Origin of the sequence: Paraburkholderia sp. RL18-085-BIA-A (assembly GCF_046027075.1) — a bacterium.
Classification (GTDB): domain Bacteria; phylum Pseudomonadota; class Gammaproteobacteria; order Burkholderiales; family Burkholderiaceae; genus Paraburkholderia.
In genome coordinates this window covers 23,560-43,827 of record NZ_JARESU010000073.1, presented here as the reverse complement: position 1 = coordinate 43,827, position 20,268 = coordinate 23,560, and the positions used below count along the sequence as shown (strand labels likewise).

Below are 20,268 nucleotides of genomic sequence, written 5' to 3'. Positions count from 1 at the left end.
GAGAAAGTACCGGTAGGTACCCAGTTGATAGTTCTTGATGACGTCGTACATGATGAGGGCCAGGATCAGCCCGACCATCCACAGGACGAGCGAGTTCTTGAGCCGGACCTCCGGCAGCATGAAGGCGAGCAGCAGCGGTCCGTAGTAGATAATTCGCTGCGTCCCGAACGGATATACGAAGAATGAGATGATCAGGAACATGATCAGCCCGATATGCATGATCGCGATCTTCTGAATGACCAGTTCGCGCGCCGTGTCCTCGAGATTCTTCCGACGCAGCATCAGCACGAGCGCCGGCACGACCAGGTACAGCACGAGCGATATCAGGAAGTTCACCGTGAACTGTTCCTGCTGCGTGTACTCCTCGAGCCGGCGGCCGCCGAACGTGTTGAAAAGCCACGCCGACGCCAGCGACATCGCGAGCGCCGCACCGACCACGCTTACGATCGCGAGCGTCCTGCTGCGCTTCGTGAGAACGTGCGCGAGAATCAGGAAAAGCGCCGGATACGCGAACGTCGTGTGGACGATACTGGCGAGCAGCGCGCCGCGGATCGGCTGTCGCCGGCACATTGCGAAATACATTGCGATCGACAGCGCGAACCCCTGTCGGATCTGGAACAGCCCGACCGTCGCGAGGCCTGTGGGGATCAGCGCCCAGAGCAGCAGCCCGAGGAGCGGCCGGCGCGTGCGGCTCAGTGCAAGCGCCATGAGCACGTTCAGCGCGATCACCGTGATGCGCACGCCCATCTCCGGCGAGACGCCCAGCGAATCGATGCCCAGCACCCAGACCCGCCAGCCGAGCTCATCCGTGATCGTCTTCACGAGGAAGAGGACGATCGAGCGGTTACTCGACCAGAGATGCATGATCCAGAGCGGATCGGCTTCGCGGAAGTACGCAACGTAATTGTCCTGGTCGAGCAGCCGGGTGCGATCGCCCAAGGCGAGCGTGCACAGGATGAACGCCAGCACTGCCAGGAATCCCAGCGTGGAGGGGCGCAACCATCGGAAGGCCGCGGGAACCTGGTTCGAGTTGAGTTGTTGGGCCACTTTCATATCTCTCGTCCGTCGTCTTCCCAGTCTTTTGCAAACTGGCGGATTGTGTCCGTTTTTATGCCGCTAAAGTGTGCTTTCGGTAATCGGCGTTGGAACTCGCATCGCATTACGCCCCTGAACGCTATCAGTTTTTCGATTTGTCCTACGAGCGGCACGGCACACAAGTTTTGCGACGACTCGAGATCCGTGGTCGCTGTACCTCATTTGTATAACCAGAGCATCGCGTCCCCGATGTGTGTTGGTTGCCGAACGGTAAAGCGCCTCTTTGATCACTTATCCTTCGACTGAACTTATCGTCCTATCAAATCCAATTAGAGCGAGCGCGATGGGGGAACGAAGGCTAATCAGAATTCCGCTACTGGTCTATCCAATCGAAAGAAATAGAGAAGCGGGTTTCACATCACCGGATGCGCGCTCTGTGCAAACACAATGAAGATCGTCCATATCATCTCGGGCCTTGGTGTGGGCGGCGCCGAAACGCTGCTGCTGAACCTCGTTTTGGAGTCGCGCACCGCTGGCGACACGCACGTCGTCATTTCCCTGTCGCCGCTGGATGTCATGGCGGAGCGTCTGCGTGGCGCGGGCGCCGAAGTCAAATTTCTGGGAATGCGGCAAGGTGCGCCGAATCCTCTGCTTCTGGTCATGCTCGCCAGGTGGATCGTCGATGCGCGTCCCGACGTCGTCCAGACGTGGATGTATCACGGCGATATTTTCGGCGGCGTCGCGGCGCTGCTGGCGCGGCTGATGTTCCGGGTCCGCGGGAATCGTCACAAGTTCGCGCTCGTCTGGGGCATCCATCGGACCGAAGTGCCCACGCCCAAGGTCGGGCGCTTTCTGCATTCGCTCGCGCGAATCGGCGCATTGACTTCGAACCAGATGCCGGACTCGGTCATTTGCTGCGCCAACGCGTCGTACAAGTCTCACGTCGCCTACGGTTACGATCCCGCCAGGATGCGCGTGATTCATAACGGCTTCGATGTCCGCAAGTTCGTGCCGGATGCCAGCGCCAGGGCCGCGCTACTCGACGCGCTCGACTTGCCTTCCCGATCGATCCTGATCGGCATCGTCGGGCGCGCCAATCCCGCCAAGGATTACGACAACTTTTTGCGTGCGGCCGCGCTGCTTCGTCAACGCGTGTCGGACTGCCATTTCGTGATGATCGGCAAGGATGTCGATGCGAGCAACACGACGCTCGCACGCAGGATGAGCGAGCTCGGCCTGATGGGCGTGTGTCACATGCTGGGCGCCCGCAACGACCTGCATCGACTCATGCCGGCGTTCGACATCCTGTGCCTCTCATCGCGGACGGAAGGCTTGCCGACGGTCGTCGGCGAGGCGATGGCGTGCGGCGTTCCCTGCGTGGTGACGGATGTCGGCGATACCGGCCAGCTCGTCGGCGATACGGGTTTGGTGGTGCCGCCGCGAGATCCTGTCAAGTTGGCGCATGCGCTGGAAGAGATGGCGACGCTGGGTCTCGAGCAGCGCAAGAAGCTGGGTACTCTTGCGCGCGAGCGGATCGTCGAATCGTTCTCGATCTCCGTATGCTGGCAGCAGTATCGGGAGATGTACGCGACCTTGCTGCGCGAGAAAGGCGTGACGCGTTGAGCGCCACGTCATCAAGCTAGGGTCGTGAATCAGAAGTTCGTTGAATCAATTCCCCGTTCTTTCCGAATGGTGAAGTGCTGATTAAAAACCCGCTCGGACTCGCGCAGTCCTTCTTCGGTAAAGATCACGGACTACGCCTTGTTGACTGGGTCTTCGATGAAGCCTCGTTCATGGAGTCGGTTCAGCACATCAGTGAGCAACGCGAACCATCTGCTAACTCACGACACTAGCGGATGATCGTGGGATTCGAGATATCAATTTTCGGTCCCGCGCGGTCATAGTCGGTGCTGACGAAGGCGTCCCGCTTGGGACGAATCCACGTCGGCGAAATGCTCGTGATATAGCCCGTGACCACGTTGCCTTTCATCTTCAATCCGGAGACGCTATAGGCCGCTTCCCGGCTGCCTTCGTCCTTGTGTCCGCTGATCACGACGCTGACGGTCTTCTCGCGGCTTCCCGGCAATGCTGCCAGATACACGAGAATGCCGAACTGGCAGTTACGCGTAGTCGGATTGACGATCCGGATGTTTTCGATGATGTCCGTGTTTTCGTTCGGCTCGATGTCGAGTCCGGCGGAAGGCAGCATACCGGCGATGTTTTCCCACACGGGATGATCGAACAGGATATTCCTGCCGCTGATGATCGACACGCCTTGCCGGCGGCAGCCGGAGGCGTAGTGATTCTTCACGCGGATGTCGCTCGAATACGGCAGGCCCTTGCCGAAGCTGTTCGCGATATAGATGCCGTCGCCCCAGCAGTTGGTCGTGGTGGGGGAAAGGATCGTCACGTCGGTGCTGCCTGCGATCGATATGCCCATGCCCCACTCTCCGCCGGTCGCGCTGTTCAGATCCTTGCTCCCGTCGACGCGGGGATTCTCCAGAACGACATGCCGCACGTCCCAGATACGGATGACCTCGTAGTTTTGAGTGTCGTGGGGAAGCAGCTTGAGCGAGGCGCCAGGCATGAAGCGCAAGCGGCTGTTGCTGCGCATGTGCAGCCCTTGCTGATCGAGCCTGCACGGGCCTGTAATGACGAGCGTCTTGCCGACTGCGCTATCGACTGCCTTCTGAAGCGCGGCACGGTCATTCGTCTTGCCGTCAGCCCTGACGCCAAACCATCGGTCGACGACTTCGCCGGTCGAGGCGTGCTGATCGGTCACGACGTCGGCCACGGCAGCGAGCGGCCGGGTAATGGCACCCACCATGCTGCCGAGGAGAAAAGCATTCACCGCTCTTCGTCTATTGCGCACAATGCACCCCATGTAGAGTTCAGCCCCTCAAGCGGCGCATGGCGCGCAACGGGGTAGACGTTAGAAAGCGCATCGCCATCGCGACGCCCGGAACGGGGTTCCTGATGCTCGCGGCGTCTTCGAAGGAGATGAACCGCGAGCGATTCTTCTTAACGAATCCGACGATCTTCTCGACTTCGGCCTCGCTCAACGTATTGACGTGCAGGCATATTGAATACACGCCGAAGCCAAAATTCAGCGGCGTGGCGAACAACTGCGGTACGGCCGTCAGACCGCCGAACTCGTACGGATAGACGCCACTCCCGTCCGTGAGGTACTTGAAGTCCAGATCGGCCAGCGCGCGGAGCGTCGCTTCGTCGAACGAATGCGACGGCGCCATGAAGACCGGCTGCCAAACGCCTTGTTCCTGAAGGATCGTCTTTCCCGCCTGCAACTTGGCAAACTGCTCCTCGTATGAGAGGCCGGCCAGCTCCGATTTGCTGCCAAGGCGCAACAGCCCGGGGTGCTCGGTGACGTACTGATGGGTGTAGCCGTGCTGCGCGATGCTCCAGCCGCGATCCGCCCAGCCGCGGACCGTATCCCAGAACGCGTCTCGCGCCGGTTCGACGACGAGCGTCTCATCGAGGCAGTTCGGCACGACGCCGACCAGCAGCGGCAAGTCCTGATCCTCGGAAAGCGCATCGAAGGGATCGAATCGCGACCAGGCCATTTCCGGGGTGACGTCATCGAAGCGCAGCAAGAATTTCGGAACCACCATAGCCACTGAATCTCCTTCAAGATATTGCTTTGAATCTGTCCTGGAGCAAGCCTCGCGATTACGCATCGATGCGAGGCTTGCCCTGGCGCTCAGGCGGTGCCGCTCGGGTTCAAATCTGCCGCTCGCGCTGACTCGCCGTGACGACTTCGTGCGGCACCGGGTCCAGCAATTCGCTATAGACCCGCAGCGTCTTGCTGATCACGATCAATTCGTCGAATTCCCTCAGGGCCTTTTCACGCGCGGCGAGGCCGAGTTTGCGGCAGAGCTTGCGGTCGTCGTCGAGCAGGCGGATCGCGTCGGCGAGCGCCGCGCTGTCGCGCACGGGAATCTGCAAGCCGTCTTCGCCCGTGTTGCTCACGACTTCGCGGCAGCCCGGGGCGTCGGTCGTAATCAGCGGCAATGCGCACGCGGCCGCCTCGATCAGCGTCTTGGGCAAGCCTTCGCGGTAGCTCGGAAGCACGACGACGTCCACTTCGGACAGCATCTTCGGCATATCGCTGACATGCCCGAGCCAGTTGAGAAGGCCTTCGTTGGCCCAGCCTTCGACGAGTTCTTTCGATACCGAGGCCGGATTGCCATCGTCCGGGGAGCCGGCGAGAAGGAACTTCACAGTGCGACCTTCAGCCTTCAGCGCCCGGGCAGCCTCGACGTATTCGGCAATGCCCTTGTCCCACAGGAGGCGAGCGGCCAGCACGACGCGCAGCGGAGCGCGCGAATCTTCATGAGGCACCGGCCGTGCGGTGAACCGCGAGCAGTTCACGCCCGATCCCTTGATGAGCCAGATCGCGCGGTCATCGACGATCTTCGCGCTCTTGAAAACCGCGACGTCGTCAGGGTTCTGCAGGACGAGCGCATTTCGCCGGCCGTTCAAAGCGGAGCGCATCAACTGGCGCACGATGGGCCGCAGCACACGCGCCTTCAGATCGCGGCTTGTGAAGACGTAGCCCATGCCCGCGACGGCATTGATCCGCGCGGGCACGCCGGCGAACTTGCTCGCGAGCGACCCGTACACCGCGCTCTTGATCGTGAAGCCGTGCACGAGGTCGGGCTTTTCACGCTGGAGAAACCGCACGAGCCAAGCGAGCACGCACAATTCGCGCAGCGGATTGAGACTTCGTCGGTTCATCGGCATCGCGTGCCAGCTGAAGCCCAGCGCCTGCAGCTTGGGCCCGAACTCGCCCGGCGGCGACAGCAACACGACTTCATAGCCGTCTTGCCGCAGCTTCTGCGCCAGCGAGAGGCGGAAGTTGTAGAGATACCAATCGGTGTTGGCAAAGAGAACGACTTTAGGTCCGGTCATGTCCGCCCCTGGCTTTCCGAGCTTTGTGTTGGATACGGCAGGTCACGGCCGTATTGCTTATTCAATGCGACGATTCAAGGTGCTTCGCCCGCGCGCCGACCCGGTCGAACAGGCCGTCCCAGATCTGCAATACCGCTTTCAGCGAATAGCGCTCCCGCACCGAGATTGCAGCCTTCCTGCCGAGCTCGGCGCGCAGCGGATCGTCGGAGATCAGGCGGCGCAATGCGGCGGCCATCGAATTTGCGTCGCCGGGCGGGATGAGCAGGCCGTCCTCGCCGTTGCGCGTCAACTCCCGCGGACCGCTCGGACAGTCGAACGACACGACCGGCAGTCCGAGCGCCATGCCTTCCATCAGCGCCATCGGCAAGCCTTCATGGCTCGAAGACATCGCGAAAACCTGGCCCTTCGCCAGTTCGTTCCACGGGGTCAGCGTGCGGCCGGGCAGGAAAATTCGCTCGTCCATATGCAGTTGCCCGACCTGTGCCTCGAGCGCGGCGCGCTCCGGCCCTTCTCCCCAGATCCACAAGTCCCAGTCCGGGAACTCGTCGGCCAGAAGCGAAAACGCGCGAATCAGCAAATCGAACTGCTTCGTCTTGTTCAGACGTCCCAGCGTAATGACGCGCTTGCGCGCGGTGGGCTGTTGCAGTTGCTGCAGGAACAGACCATCGGGCAGCGGATTGGGCATCACCGCGATGTCCTTCAACCCAGGCACGCTCTTTCTGTACGGTGCGACGACGTCGTCGGTCAGCAGAGTCAGGAGGTTCGCCTTCGGATAAACGAACCGGCAAAGCATCCGCCAGACCAACGATCGGCGGTCGGCGAGCGGATTGGTGTGCTCGCTCACGATGATCGGAATGCTGAGTCCTCGCGAGGCAAGAATCGTCGCGACGTTCACGTTCGTCAGGAACGACACGATCACGTCCGCCTTGCTGTCGCGCATGAGCGCGCGCAGCGCACGCATGCGCTCGACGAAGGCGAGCGGACCGCGGCCGCTTCGCTTCACCAGGTCGGCCAGGAAAACGAACTTCACGCGGTCCGACACCGGGTAATTGCAGGTGCTCCGTCCGGAATACGTGGCGACGAGCGTCACTGTGTCGCCGCGCTCGACCCACGCATTGACCAGCGTCGCGGCGACGCTCTCGGCGCCGCCATCCTGCATCGCGCTAATGAACAAGACGATCTTCATGGATTGTCAGGTCTCCGCCCGCTTGATGAGTGGAAGCTCGGTGCTCGCTCCGTCACCCGCAAGGAAGCCCGATCGATGGTCCGCGAAGGCTTCACGCCGATTTGCGTGAACACGTCACGCCACAGCGAGAAGACGCGGGCCACCGAGAACCGGTCGACGACTGCGCGCGCACGCTCGGCCATCAGCGCCCGTTTCTCGTCGTCCTTCATCAAGGTCGACAGGGCATCGGCGAGTTCCTGCGGGTCGCCGACAGCACCAACCAGCAGGCCGTCGTGGCCGTGCGTGATGATGTCGCCGGGGCCTGCGTCGCAATCGAAGCTCACCACGGCGCAGCCGCTCGCCATCGCCTCGACGATCGTCATCGAGAAGCCTTCGAACCGCGAGCTCAGGACGTACAGATCGGCGCGTTCGTACCAGTCGGGCATGTTGCCGACCTGGCCCGGCAGCAGCACGCGATCGCCTAGCTTAGCCGCCGCCACTCGTGCTTCGAGCGCGCGGCGATCGTCGCCATCGCCGACGATCACGAGATCCCACGCGGGAAAGTCGCTTGCGATCCGGGCGAAGGAATCGATCAGAATGTCGAAACCCTTTTGCGGGGCCATGCGTCCCGCCGCCAGCAATACGCGACGCTCGGCGCCGACCACTTCCTGCGGCGCCACGACAGGCTCGACGACCGGAATCGGCAGCGAGATCGAATTCGGAATGACGCTCACGGACTTGCAATTGCAGTTTTCCTGCAACCAGATCCTGCTTTTCTGCGTCAACGCGACGACCTTGTCCGCGAGGGGGTACGTCCAGCGGCGCAAGGTCTCCCAGAACTTGCCTTCGAAAAGCATCGGCGGATGAATGTGCTCGGTCGCGATCACCTTGCAGGGCAAGCCGAGGCCGGCCAGGATCGCGAGAATCGACGGCCGCGTCTCGATGCCCATCACGACATCCGGCCTCACCTGCTTCAGCACGCGGCGCAATGCCAGCATCCGGCACGCGTTCGCGAATATGGCGCCTGCGAAGCCTCCCGTGGCGCCCGCGAGGTCGAGGGTAATGCGCTCGACCGAATTGTGCAACTCATAGAAGTCGCTCGCCGTGGATGTCAGCGTCACGACGCTGACATCCAGACCTTGCGCGACCCATTCGCTCGACAGGTTCATTGCCACGCGCTCCGCACCACCGTAATGCAGGGAATGGATGAACAGCAGAATCTTCATAGCGAACCCGTCTTATTTCTTGATGACCCGTTTGACAACGTGAGAAACAGATAGCACCCGAACGAACTCGCGCCCATGACACCAGTTGCGAGAACGACCCCCGTGATGCCGAACCGTCGAATGAGGAAGTAATTGGCCACCGCCTTGACCGCGAAATTCGCCGCCGCGATGACTGCCATTTCTTTAAAGCGACCTTCGCTCGCGAAGAGCTGAACCAGCACCAGCACGGCGAAGTAAAACGGGATCAGGATCAATCCCCAGCGGAAGAGGCCCGATACCGCCACCGTGTCCGCAGCGACAAAGGCGCCGCGCTGAAACAGCAGTTTCACGACCATCGGCGCGAGGAACCACGCCACCACCACCGCCACGCAGCCCATCGCCAGCATGAAGAGCGACCACTTTAGCGCGATGCTTCGTGCGCGAGCGTTGTCTCCTGCACTCAAGAGCTCTGATAAAACCGGCAAAGTCGCGCGGCTGATCGCCACGGCGCCCATGCTGACGAGCAGCCCAAGCACGCGGGTCGAATAGCCGAGCGTGGCGATGGCGCCGTCGCCGAGACCCGCCACGAAATATTGATCGAGCGGTGTGGCGAGGCTCATGATCAGCTGGCCGATCATGAACACGCCGATTGCGCGATACATGTGCGGCCACTGCGGCGAGCTGAGGGAGAAGCTGAGTCGCGCGCGGATCTGGTCGGCACGCCCGGAGAGCACGCGCAAGATCACCGCCTGGAGGACGAAGCCGAGCGTGCTGCCCCAGATCAGGGGCGCAGGCGAACTCGCGTCGTGCCAGGCGAGGACGAAGGCTAGCAGCACGACCGCCGGCACGCACTCGAGCAGCGTATTGACGTGCTTTTCGCGTGCCTGGAGCCGTGCCGCATAGACGCAACTCGTCAACATGACGATGCCGACCGGCACCATGCCGAGCATCATCCGGCGCGACATCACGCGGGTCTCTTCCGACAGGTTGCGCGCCATCAAATCGAGCGCATACGGCCAGGAGACGTAGAGAATGACCGCGAACAGCAAGCCGACGACGGTCGCCATCACGTCGAGTTCGCCTAGAAACTTTGCTTGCTCCTGCTTGGGCTTCGCGCGCAGCTCGACCAAAGCCGGCACGAGCACGACCGTCAAGACCGCGACGAACGTCGCCGGCAGCCAGGTGATCAGCGTGAGCGTGAGCTGATAGGCATCGACGACGTTGCTGATGCCATAGCGATACGCGATCGCCATTTCCTTGAGCGCGCCCGCCGACTTGCCGATGAGCGCGAACAGGGAAACCCAGACCGCACTGCGTGCGATCCGGGAATGGTCAGGATGAATCTGCGGAAGACGGCTTCGCCACCCTGCGATCTGAGACATTGACGCTACCGTCCTAAAGAAGTGCTATCCGTTGCAGATACATCGGTCGTGCCGAAGTGCGCCCGCGACGCGGGCAATCCTGAAGACATCACCGTTGGGCCACGAACTGGATGTACCAGGGCATCGCCCGGGACAACCCTGCCGCGAGGGGAATCGTGTTCTCGTAACCTAGCAGCCGATGCGCCTTGTCGACGTTGGCCTGCGAATGCCGGACATCGCCGGCGCGGAACGGCCCGAACACGGGACGCTTATCGCAGGACACGCCGTTGTCGCCGAGCACGGACTGCAGGCCGTCGTAGAGCTGGATCAGCGTCGTGCGATCGCCGACGGCGACGTTGTATACCTGGTTCCGTGCTTCTTCATCCGACGTCGCCGACAGGATGTTCGCCTGCACGACGTTGTCGATGTAGCAGAAGTCCCGGCTGGTTTCGCCGTCGCCGTTGATCACGACGTCGTCGCCGTGGATGAGCGAGGCCGTCCATTTCGGGATGACCGCGGCGTAGGCGCCGTCCGGGTCCTGGCGTTTGCCGAACACATTGAAGTAACGCAGGCCGATCGTCTTGAAGCCGTACGTGCGCGCGAAAACCGAGGCGTACAGCTCGTTGGCGTATTTGGTGACGGCGTACGGCGAAAGCGGCTGTCCGATGAGGTCTTCGACTTTCGGCAAGCCCGGATGGTCGCCATACGTCGAGCTCGATGCGGCGTACGTGAAGCTCGACACCTCGGCATCGCGCGCGGCCACGAGCATGTTGAGAAAGCCGCTGATGTTGACTTCGTGCGTCGCGATCGGATCGTTCACCGAGCGCGGCACCGAGCCAAGCGCCGCTTCGTGCAGCACGTGATCGACGCCCTTGACGGCGTTCATGCAATCTTCCATGCGCCGGATGTCGCCTTCGATGAACCTGAACCGCTTCCATTGCTCCGGCGAGACGAGCGAACGCACTTCGTCGAGGTTGCGCTGGTAGCCGGTCGAAAAGTTGTCGAGTCCGACCACGGTCTGATCGAGCTTGAGCAGCGCTTCCAGCAGGTTCGAGCCGATGAACCCGGCCACGCCGGTGATCAGCCACTGCTGCGGGTGCTGCGCGAGTCGTTGCCTAATGATGTCGTAGCGATCAGGCATCGGTGCCCTCCGTTTGAGATGGGCACGCCATCACATTGTGGTGGCGTGGCGTGCTGCGTGCTGCGCGACGTGCCGCGGATCGGTCAGAGACGCAGATCGCTCGCCGCTGCGGGCAGCAGGTACTTCAGATCGTAGAGCACATGCTCGGGCTTGCCGAATACGCGAATCGCTTCGGCGCCGAGTTCCAGGAAGCGGCTGTGCGCGACGGCGAGGATGGTCGCGTCGTAGATGCCCTTTGCCGGATGCTCGATCGGGTCCAGGTTGTACTCGTGCCGCGCTTCTTCTTTCGAGACCCACGGATCGTAGACATCGACTTCGACGCCGTACTCACGCAATTCCGTGACGATGTCGACGACTCGCGTATTGCGCAGGTCCGGACAGTTCTCCTTGAACGTCAGGCCCATGATCAGCACACGCGCACCAGCGACGCCGATCTGGCGCCTGGTCAGCGCCTTCACGAGCTGCGCTGCGACGTAGCCGCCCATGCTGTCGTTCAGGCGGCGGCCGGCGAGGATGATCTCGGGGTGATAGCCGATGGCCTGGGCCTTGTGCGTTAAATAGTACGGGTCCACGCCGATGCAGTGCCCGCCCACCAGACCCGGACGGAACGGCAGGAAGTTCCACTTGGTACCGGCGGCCTGCAGGACCGATTCCGTATCGATCCCCATCTTGTTGAAGATGATCGACAGTTCGTTGATCAGCGCGATGTTGACGTCGCGCTGCGTGTTCTCGATGACCTTGGCCGCTTCGGCGACCCGGATGCTGCTCGCCTTGTGCGTGCCCGCGACGATGATCTCGCGATACAGCCCGTCGACGAGTTCGGCGATTTCCGGCGTCGAGCCCGACGTGATCTTCTTGATGTCCGTCACGCGGTGCGTCTTGTCGCCCGGATTGATCCGCTCGGGGCTGTAGCCGACGAAGAAATCGACGTTGAACTTCAGGCCCGACACGCGCTCGAGAATCGGCACGCATTCTTCTTCCGTCGCGCCCGGATAGACGGTCGATTCATAGATGACCACGTCATCTTTCTTCAGCACGCTACCGATGGTTTCGCTCGCGCCGATCAGCGGACTCAGGTCGGGACGCTTGTATTCGTCGATCGGCGTCGGGACGGTGGCGATGTACACGTTGCAGCCCTTCATCTCGGCGACATCCGCCGTGAACTTCATGCCCGTGGCGGCGGCCAGTTCTTCGTCGCTGATTTCGAGCGTAACGTCACGCCCTTCGCGCAACGCCGAGATGCGTGCGTTGTTGATGTCGAACCCCACGACCGGGCGACGCTTGCTGAATTCCACCGCAAGCGGCAACCCGACATAACCCAGACCCACTACCGCGACTTTCAGCTCGTTTAACGAGTGCATGATTGCTCCCCTGTTTTTTTGCTACCGCGTCTTGTCGAACCTACGGGCGAGGTTCAGCAGGAGTGAACCGTTGCCCGGGCAAGCGCGCGTTATTTCGTTGAATCGGAGTAGTAGGCTTCGTATGCGTAGTTGCCGTACCGACGTGACTGGGCGTAGTTGCCGCGATTCACCTTGAATCCGTTCAGCAAGATGCCTTCGACCTTCGCGCCGGTTTGCGCGAGGCGCTTGACCGATTCCGAGATCTCGCCGGCACGCGTATCGGCGAAACGCGCGACCAGGAAGATCGAGTCGGCGACGGGCGCCATCGTTGCCGTATCGGAGACGGCGAGAATCGCGGGTGCATCGAGCAGGACGATGTCGTAAAGCTCCGACGCGGTGCGAATAGTTGCCTTGAAATTGGCGCTCAGGAGCAATTCGGCCGGGTCGCGCGGATATTCACCGCACTGCAGGACGTCGAGCTTCGGCAGCACTTCCTTGTGCACGGTGTCATCGAACGAGCGATTTCCGGCGACGAGATCGGCGAGGCCAGCGCCGCGCGGCAAACCGAAGTACTCGTTCAGATGGCCGCGGCGCAAGTCGCCGTCGATCAGCAGCACGCGCTTTCCGCCGGCGGCGAGCAAGGTGCTGAGGTTCGCCGACAGGAACGACTTGCCGATCCCCGGCAGCGGTCCCGCGAGCATCACGACGTTGTTGCGATCGCCGTTGAGCGCGAACTGCAGCGACGCGCGCATCGTGCGCAGCGCTTCCACTGCCGGATCCATCGGGAAGCGGTTGGCCAGAGCCAGCGGCTCTTCACCCTTGCTCGACATCCTGCGCGTCAGTTCGTACTGACGATCGCTGACCGGGATCGTCGCGTAGACACTGAGGCCCGTGCGCGATTCGAGCTCTTCCGGATCGGCCACGCCCTTGAACAGGAAGTCGCGCAGGAAGGCCAAGCCGATACCGATGAACAGACCCAGCACGGCAGCAACAAGCAGAACCAGCGATTTCACCGGCTTGACCGGCCGCTCGGGGACGTCCGCGGTATCGAGCAGTTGCACGGAGGCGGACTTGCCGGCCTTGACCAGACGCAAGGTTTCGATGTTGTTACGCAATGCCGCGTACATGTCGGAGCTCGAGCGCATGTCGCGCATCAGGCGCAGCGCACCTTGCTCCGCCGACGGCATCGCCCGAACGCGCGCCGCGAGGCTCTCGACGTACTTGTTGGTACCGGCGATCTGCTGATCGATCGCTTCCACGCTCGGGTGCGACGGCGAGAAGCGGGCAGTCAGGTCCATGCGCTGGCGCTTCAGGTCGAAGAGGCGCGAGTCCGCTTCGGTGGCCTGTCTCAGGATGAGGCGGCCCTCTTCGTCCGCGTCCAGGAGGCCGTGGCTGTTGCGATAGGAGTTGTAGGCTTCTTCCGCCTGCTCCATCTGGCGCTTCACCGTCGGCAGCTGCTGCTCGAGATAATTCAGCGACTTCTCGGCGTTGGCGCCCTTCTCGCTCACGTTCTGGCGGACGTACTCCTTACCGATCTCGTTCAGGATGCTGCTCACGAGAACCGGGTCCCTGCCTTCCAGCAAGACGCCGAGCACGTTCGACTTGTTGCCTTGCTCATCGATCTGGAGGCGCGTTTGCAGTTGCTCGAGCGTCTGCTGGCGCGAATGGCGCGTGAGGTTGAACACTGCGCCGCTCTCGCCGTCGATCTTGCTCACGAGCAGCGTAACCGGCCCGTGGCTGGTTTCGAAATGCTCTTCGACGCCGACCCGGCCGGTGAGCGGCTGCTCGATCCCCGATCCGCGTAGCTGGTATTGGTCGCCCGGCAGCGCGGTGACGGTGTAGCCGGCGCCCTCTTGCTTCTTGGGTACTTCGAACGTCGCCACGTTGATCGCCTCGTCGCTCCAGACGAAGCCGCCCCAGCCGAGGAGTCCGGGTGTGAGCCGCGTGTCGTTGTGGCGCGCGATCAGGCCGCCAAACAGCGGCAGGCGCTTCGGCTCGGCTTCGATATAGAGCTTGAGCGAGTCCACCGTCTGCATGGCGATGGATTTCGACCGGAGGATCTGCATCTCGCCTTCGGCCGAGGACTTTTCCTCGAACATCGACGACGCATTGCGCACCAGGTCTTTCGAGTCCGGGAGCGCGGTCGGGGTGTTGTCTTCCACCTTGATCGAGATACTCGCCCGATAGACGGGTGTCGCGCAGAACGCGTACAGGGCGCCCACCACTACGAAGAGCATCGTCGTCGCAATGATCATGACCCGGTGATTAATCAACGTGTCGATGATCGATCCCGGATCGAATTCATCGTTACGCTCTGACAATGCCTCTGACGCTTGAGTTTTAAGTTTCATGGACACGTCTCGTCACGTGGTTTTCTTTTGACCGCGCGGGCACCCGGATTCGAACGAGGGATAAACTCATCCCTCACGTCCGCGCGCGACCAATATGGGTTGATCGCCGGATGAGAAATCAGCTCGAAGAATCTTCCTTCCGAAAGGAAGACTTTATCCACGAATTCGACGAATTAAAGCGTCGACTGGTTTTTGAACTATTCATCGTTATTTTCCTATGGAAAATGTTCCCCCCAGACGATTAAACAATAATCGCCCTTTTCCTAGAAGCAACGATACGGCACAAGGGTGCACCAAGTATGCGCGATAGCGCACACAAATTAACCCAGACCTATTCGGCTATAAGCGGCTGCGCAAACGTTTTACGAATATGAATATCGGATTTGTAAAATAGGGAAAACCATAAAATGTCCGACCAGACATATTATGGTTTTCACGCAATACACTGTGGGTTATCCAACGGACGAATAGGGATCAGCATGCGCGGCGAATGCCGGGTGCTGTTATTTGAGGCGGGGGGTGAAGCGCGGGGGTCGAGCGTTGCCCGGTCAGACAGCGGGGGTGCGATCCGTTGAGGTATCGCGCCCCCGGCAAACCACTTACATCAGCCGATTTTGGCGTTGGTGACAGTCACCGTCGGACCGCCCTTGTCCCAGTCTTCCAGGCTCATCGCGGTTTTCCAGACCGGATCGGTGCTGGTAATCGAGCCATTCACGACGTAGCCGTTCAGGTGCAGGCCCTGGACGTTGAATGAGCCGCCGGGGCTGCCCGTATCCGTATGGCCGGTAATGCTGATGCCGACCGTCTTGCTGACCGGACCCGGCAGGAAGCCGAAATAAATGAGAATCCCGCCGCCGGCGCAGTTGTTCGTCGTCGGGCTGACGATGCTGATGTTTTCAAACACGGCGGTATTGTCGTTCGGTTCGATATCGAGCCCGGCGCCGGGTTGCGTTCCGCCAATATTTTCCCAAAGCGGCGTATTGAACGTGATGCCGCTGCCGCTGATGATCGATACACCCTGGCGGCGGCATCCGCTCGCGTGGTGAGAATTGACCGTGATGTTCTTGCTGTAGACGCCGCTATTTTGATCGCTATTATTGATATAAATGCCGTCGCCCCAGCAATTGATTGTGGTCGGGGATGTGATGGTGCAATTCGTTGCGCCATTAATCGAAATTCCCATTCCCCATTCACCTGACGTCGCCGAATTCAATTCCTTGCTGCCATCGAGATACGGGCTCTCAAGCGTGACGTTATCCACGTCCGCCAAACGCATGATTTCATACGTATCGGTGTTATGCGAAAGCAGCTTGATCGACGCGCCGCTTGCAAAACGCACGTGGCTGTTGGTGCGCAGGTCGAGACCGGCCGCATCGATCCGGCTCTTTCCGGTAATCAGCAAAATCTGTCCGACCGAGCCGTCGATCGCGCGCTGGAGTGCCACACGATCGTTGGTGGTGCCGTCGCCCGTTACCCCGAAAGACGTGTCAAGAAGAACGCCGTCGGTGCTCGCCGGCGCGCTCGCCGGTGTCGTTGCTGCCGGCGCGCTCGCAGCCGGCGTGGAACTGGTGCCGCTCGAGGACGAGGCGCCGCCAGGGTGCCGGCTTCGGTTCGCTACCGCCTCGGGACTGGCGGGATCGCTGCTGCCGCCGCCACATGCGGCCAGCACGAGTGCGCCGCTGCCGGCCAATAGCGATGTCAAAAATTTACGACGGACCGCGAGTTGATCGTCACTAACTTGGGATTTTTGAGCTGATTTGTTCTTAAGCATTCAAGTCTTTTTAGCTGTGCCGGCGCGATCGAAAAGCCAAAAACTGGGCACGACCCTCGACCACACAGGCGTTTAAAAGGGAAATTAAGCGAGATAACGGGCGCAAAAAGCCCGAACGCTGACGTACACATTGCCCCGCGTAATCGGCGATGCGAAAACGCGCAGGGCGAGCGAATTCCCGAAGCGTTTTCTCCGGTTTAAAGCGAAGAGAACTTCAGGTGGTAAAGCAGGGTCTTCCGGAAGGGTTCACCACGACTTGCATTTCGATGGCGCATAAGCGACCGATGAGACGCATAGAGCAGCAGCTGATCGGTAACTAATACCGACTGGTAATAATCATATCAGATTACCAAAAGCGATTCCACGTTACACTTGTTTCAAACTGTACGACATATCATCGTATAATTCAGCCAAAACGGAATGATTTCCTGAACATCCGTATTTACATGGATATCCGAACCGATTTTATTCATCTGTAGATTGGCGATCTAAAACGTATGAAGGATAATCAGAGGTATTCATTCCGGCGGTTTAAAAGTCGATTTTAAACCGTATGAGCAATTTATTTGAAAGGAATGATTTAAAATGTGGGATGACGCCTGGAACACTCGTGGGTTCCGGACGCATGGCGGGCGCGGCGGATCACACCGCCGCGCCCGCGGCGCTGGTCAGGCGCCGGTCAGCCTGCGCGCGAGCGTATCCGCGACCGTCGCGAGGATCGGCTCGACGACGAGATCGGTATGCGCGCCTTCGACGTTCTTCACCACAAGGCCCAGCCGCGCGACCCGCTGCCATGCCGGCAAAGGATCGCCCTGCCCGTCTTCCCTGACGGACGCCCGCACGTAGACGATCGGGCTGCCGAAGTAGCGGCGCGGCCGATACGTCGCCATTGCGACGCGCATCGATTCGCGGACTCGCCGCAGCACCGGCGGCAGGCCCTGCGTATCGGAGGCCGGCTTGCGGGCCATTTTGCCGAGCCGCATGCGGATCCGGTCGGCGGCGCCGGACAACCTCTCCATCATGTAGGCTAGGCGCTCGCGTGCGGAGAGCTCGCGGAACGTGCGCACGCGCTCGACCATCACCTCCGACTGGAAGCGCACCCACGCGGGCAGCGGCAGGTAGCGTTCGTCGACGTAGGTATCGAGCAGGCACAGCAGCTCGATCTTCTGGCCCGCCGCGATCAGCTGCTGCGCGATCTCGAACGCCACCAGCCCACCGAACGAATAGCCGACGAGTGCATACGGACCGCTCGGTTGCACCGCGCGCATCTGCTCGACGTAGACGCCCGCCATCGCCTCGACGCTGCGCTGCGGCTCTTCGTCGCCGTCGAGCCCGCGCGCCTGAAGGCCGTACACCGGCCGCTCGCTTTGCAGCGTGCCGGCGAGCGTCAGGCACTCCATCACCGAGCCCGTGATGCTGTGGACCATGAAGATCGGCCGCCCGCGCCCCGCGCGCATCGGCACGAGGTTCGGCTGCCCGCCCTGCACGCCGTCTTCCACGATCACGGCCGCAAGCCGCGCCACGGTCGGCGCGATGATGAGCGTCGCGAGCGGCAAGGTGCGTCCGGTGGCCCGCTTGACCTCAGCGAGCATTTGCGCGGCGAGCAACGAATGGCCGCCGAGCTCGAAGAAGTTGTCGTCGAGACCGATCGGCGAGAAGCTGAAAAGCTGCTCCCAGAGCGCGCGCAGATAGACTTCCGTCTGCTCCGCCGATTCGCCCGGTTCCGGCAGCTCGCGACGCTTGCGGGCAAGCGCGGGATGCACGCTGATCTTCTCGACGCATCCCGGATTCGCCAGCGACGACAAATTGCGCACCGGCAAGCCGTTCACGGCATCGCGTGCGGCTGCCTCCGACGCCTTGCCGTTATGCGTGAATGGCAGCGCCTCCACCTCGGCGATCACGTCCGGCACGAGCGCGGCCGCCCCCTGGCGCATCAGCTCGCGCCGCACGCGCGAAGCGAGGGCGGCGCTCATGCGCGCGCCCTGGCGCAACACGAGCAGCAGCACGACGCGCTGGCCGGTGCCGCTCGCTTCGTCGGGGGCTTGCGCCACGACCATCGCCTGATGGATCTCGGCGATGTCGCTCAGGATGCGATAGATCTCGCCCGGGCTCACGTTGATGCCACGCACGTTCAGCACGCCGTCGCTGCGTCCGTGCAGGCGCGCCGAGCCCTGCCCCGAAATCTCGATGATGTCGCCGTGCGTCCACACGCCCGGATTCGCCTTGAAATAGGCGGAGTGAAAGCGCGAGCCGTCCGGGTCGCCGAAGAAGCCGAGCGGGCGCGACGGGAACGGGTTCACGCAGACCAGTTCGCCGGTCATGAAGGTCGACGCGCCCTGGTCCCACGCCTGGACGTCGAGGCCGAGGCTTTTGCACTGCGCTTCGCCGGCATGGACCGGCAGGTTCGGATTGCCGAGCACGAAGCAGCCGATGATGTCGGTGCCGCCTGAAATCGATTGAAGCTGCAGCGGCTTGACGTGCTTGTTCACCCATTCGAACTGCGGGTCGTAGAGCACGGCGCCCGTCGACATCATCGCGCGCAGCGCATCCAGTGCGAACTGCTTGCCGGGCTCGAGGCCCGCGTCCTCGCTCATCTTCAGGTAGGCCGGGCTCGTGCCGAACACGGTCACGCGCTCGTCGGCGACGAGGCGCCACAGCGTGTCCACCTCGGTCACCGGCCCGTCGTACGTGACGATTTCGACGCCCGATGCCAGCACCGACAACTGCCAGTTCCACATCATCCACGAGCAGCTCGTGTGGAAGTAGAGCTTGTCGCCGGGACCCAGGTCGCTGTGCAGTTGGTGCTCTTTCAGATGCTCGAGCAGCGTGCCGCCCGCCCCGTGCATGATGCACTTGGGTTTGCCCGTCGTGCCCGACGAGAACATGATGAAAAGCGGATGGTTGAACGGAAAGCGCCGCCATTCGAACTGCTCTGCGTTGCCCCGCACGATGAGATCGCGCAGCGAATGCTGAGGCTGGCTGACCGTGCTCGGCAGCGGCGTCTCGTCGAGGCAGACGACGGCGGTGAGCATCGGCAAGGCGGCGGCCACCGCGGCGACGTGCGCGGCGATCGAGCCTGCCGTGTCGAACGAGCGCTGCGTCGTATGCGCGAACAGCATGCGCGGCTCGAGCGGCTCGAAGCGGTCGAGGATCGCCTGCACGCCGGTTTCAGGCGCCGCGGTCGATAGCGTCGCGCCAAGCGCCGTCACGGCGAGCGCCGTGATGATCGCCTGGGCGTCGTTACGCATCATCGCGACCACGCGGTCGCCGGGACGCAGGCCAAGCTCGCTAAGCGAATGAGCAAGCCGCGCGACCCGCTCGCGCAGATCGCCGCGCGTAATGGTTTCGCGACGGCCGTCGGCATAGCGCGCGGTCAACGCGGGCGCTTCGTCCGGCGCGATCTTGCGACCGAGCAGGCACTGCGCATAATTCAGCTCGACGTTTGGAAAGAAGCGCGCAGTCTCGCATTCGTCGCCGATGCAGGCCGGCTCCGCCCTGCCCGACCATTCCATGCCTTCGGTCCATTGCAGGAAGAACTGCCAGAACGAGCGGTATTCGCGCGTGGAGTAGGCGTGCAGCGCCGGATAGTCCGCGAAACGCTCGCCAGTGAAGGCCTCGAGCGCTGCGGTAAAGCGTGACATGCGTGTTTGAGCGACTCGCTCTGGTGGGTTTTGAAACAAAGGTTCACGCGCGTACATGCGCACGCTTCCCCCGAAGATGTTCTCGCGATTCATCGCGCACCCGTATGCAAACAACGCGTTACACAGTATTTATTTGCCGGCGGCAGCCGCCGCGACAAACGCATTCCGACAAATGCCCCACTTTTACTTTTGCCCAAGGGGCATTTTCCCGCGCAAACAGATTATCGCGCCGGCCGATAATGCTATGTGCGGACTCCCACAATCCGCTCAGCCTCGCGCTTACGGGTAAACCTGATCGACGCTTTTAATGCCGATGTGCGTGGTCTAGA

Annotated in this window: 13 protein-coding genes; 1 reads left to right on the top strand and 12 read right to left on the bottom strand. The window is 61.7% G+C overall.

Features of this window, described 5'->3' with window-relative positions; translation table 11 throughout:
• The coding region (locus tag P0D89_RS33825) for an EpsG family protein (RefSeq protein WP_408377800.1) at nt 1-1,053 on the bottom strand (1,053 nt) is incomplete at its 3' end.
• 429 nt (nt 1,054-1,482) lie between these two features.
• On the opposite strand from P0D89_RS33825, the gene P0D89_RS33820 reads away from it, so the two are divergent.
• A complete protein-coding gene (locus P0D89_RS33820; protein ID WP_408377798.1) occupies nt 1,483-2,658 on the top strand; it encodes a glycosyltransferase in 1,176 nt (391 codons plus the stop codon).
• Nucleotides 2,659-2,884: 226 nt separating this feature from the next.
• On the opposite strand, the gene P0D89_RS33815 is transcribed toward P0D89_RS33820, so the two are convergent.
• The 11 genes from P0D89_RS33815 to P0D89_RS33765 all read right to left on the bottom strand — a co-directional run bounded on the left by P0D89_RS33815 (nt 2,885) and on the right by P0D89_RS33765 (nt 20,032).
• Nucleotides 2,885-3,886, bottom strand: a complete 1,002-nt coding sequence (locus tag P0D89_RS33815; protein ID WP_408377796.1) for a right-handed parallel beta-helix repeat-containing protein — start codon at nt 3,884-3,886, stop codon at nt 2,885-2,887.
• 40 nt (nt 3,887-3,926) lie between these two features.
• Nucleotides 3,927-4,664, bottom strand: a complete 738-nt coding sequence (locus P0D89_RS33810; RefSeq protein WP_408377794.1) for a DUF2334 domain-containing protein — start codon at nt 4,662-4,664, stop codon at nt 3,927-3,929.
• A gap of 109 nt (nt 4,665-4,773) precedes the next feature.
• Nucleotides 4,774-5,964: a glycosyltransferase family 4 protein gene (locus P0D89_RS33805; RefSeq protein ID WP_408377792.1), complete on the bottom strand. Its 1,191-nt coding sequence runs from the start codon at nt 5,962-5,964 to the stop codon at nt 4,774-4,776.
• A 61-nt stretch (nt 5,965-6,025) separates the two neighbouring features.
• The gene (locus P0D89_RS33800) at nt 6,026-7,150 is read right to left on the bottom strand and encodes a glycosyltransferase family 4 protein (protein ID WP_408377790.1); all 1,125 of its coding nucleotides are present in this window, start codon (nt 7,148-7,150) and stop codon (nt 6,026-6,028) included.
• Complete coding sequence (locus P0D89_RS33795; RefSeq protein WP_408377788.1) at nt 7,147-8,355, bottom strand: glycosyltransferase family 4 protein; 1,209 nt, start codon at nt 8,353-8,355, stop codon at nt 7,147-7,149. Before P0D89_RS33795 ends, P0D89_RS33800 begins: the two co-directional genes overlap by 4 nt.
• A complete protein-coding gene (murJ, locus tag P0D89_RS33790) occupies nt 8,352-9,716 on the bottom strand; it encodes a murein biosynthesis integral membrane protein MurJ (protein WP_408377787.1) in 1,365 nt (454 codons plus the stop codon). Before murJ ends, P0D89_RS33795 begins: the two co-directional genes overlap by 4 nt.
• 88 nt (nt 9,717-9,804) lie before the next feature.
• Complete coding sequence (locus P0D89_RS33785; RefSeq protein ID WP_408377786.1) at nt 9,805-10,836, bottom strand: NAD-dependent epimerase/dehydratase family protein; 1,032 nt, start codon at nt 10,834-10,836, stop codon at nt 9,805-9,807.
• 83 nt (nt 10,837-10,919) lie between these two features.
• On the bottom strand, nt 10,920-12,197 hold the full coding sequence (gene tviB / locus P0D89_RS33780; protein ID WP_408377785.1) for a Vi polysaccharide biosynthesis UDP-N-acetylglucosamine C-6 dehydrogenase TviB: 1,278 nt from the start codon (nt 12,195-12,197) through the stop codon (nt 10,920-10,922).
• Nucleotides 12,198-12,286: 89 nt separating this feature from the next.
• Nucleotides 12,287-14,527 (bottom strand): polysaccharide biosynthesis tyrosine autokinase, encoded by a 2,241-nt coding sequence (locus P0D89_RS33775; protein ID WP_408377783.1) that lies wholly within the window; start codon nt 14,525-14,527, stop codon nt 12,287-12,289.
• Between the two features lie 604 nt (nt 14,528-15,131).
• Nucleotides 15,132-16,298 (bottom strand): hypothetical protein, encoded by a 1,167-nt coding sequence (locus tag P0D89_RS33770; RefSeq protein WP_408377782.1) that lies wholly within the window; start codon nt 16,296-16,298, stop codon nt 15,132-15,134.
• A gap of 668 nt (nt 16,299-16,966) precedes the next feature.
• Complete coding sequence (locus P0D89_RS33765; RefSeq protein WP_408377781.1) at nt 16,967-20,032, bottom strand: acetoacetate--CoA ligase; 3,066 nt, start codon at nt 20,030-20,032, stop codon at nt 16,967-16,969.
• Nucleotides 20,033-20,268 lie beyond the last annotated feature (236 nt).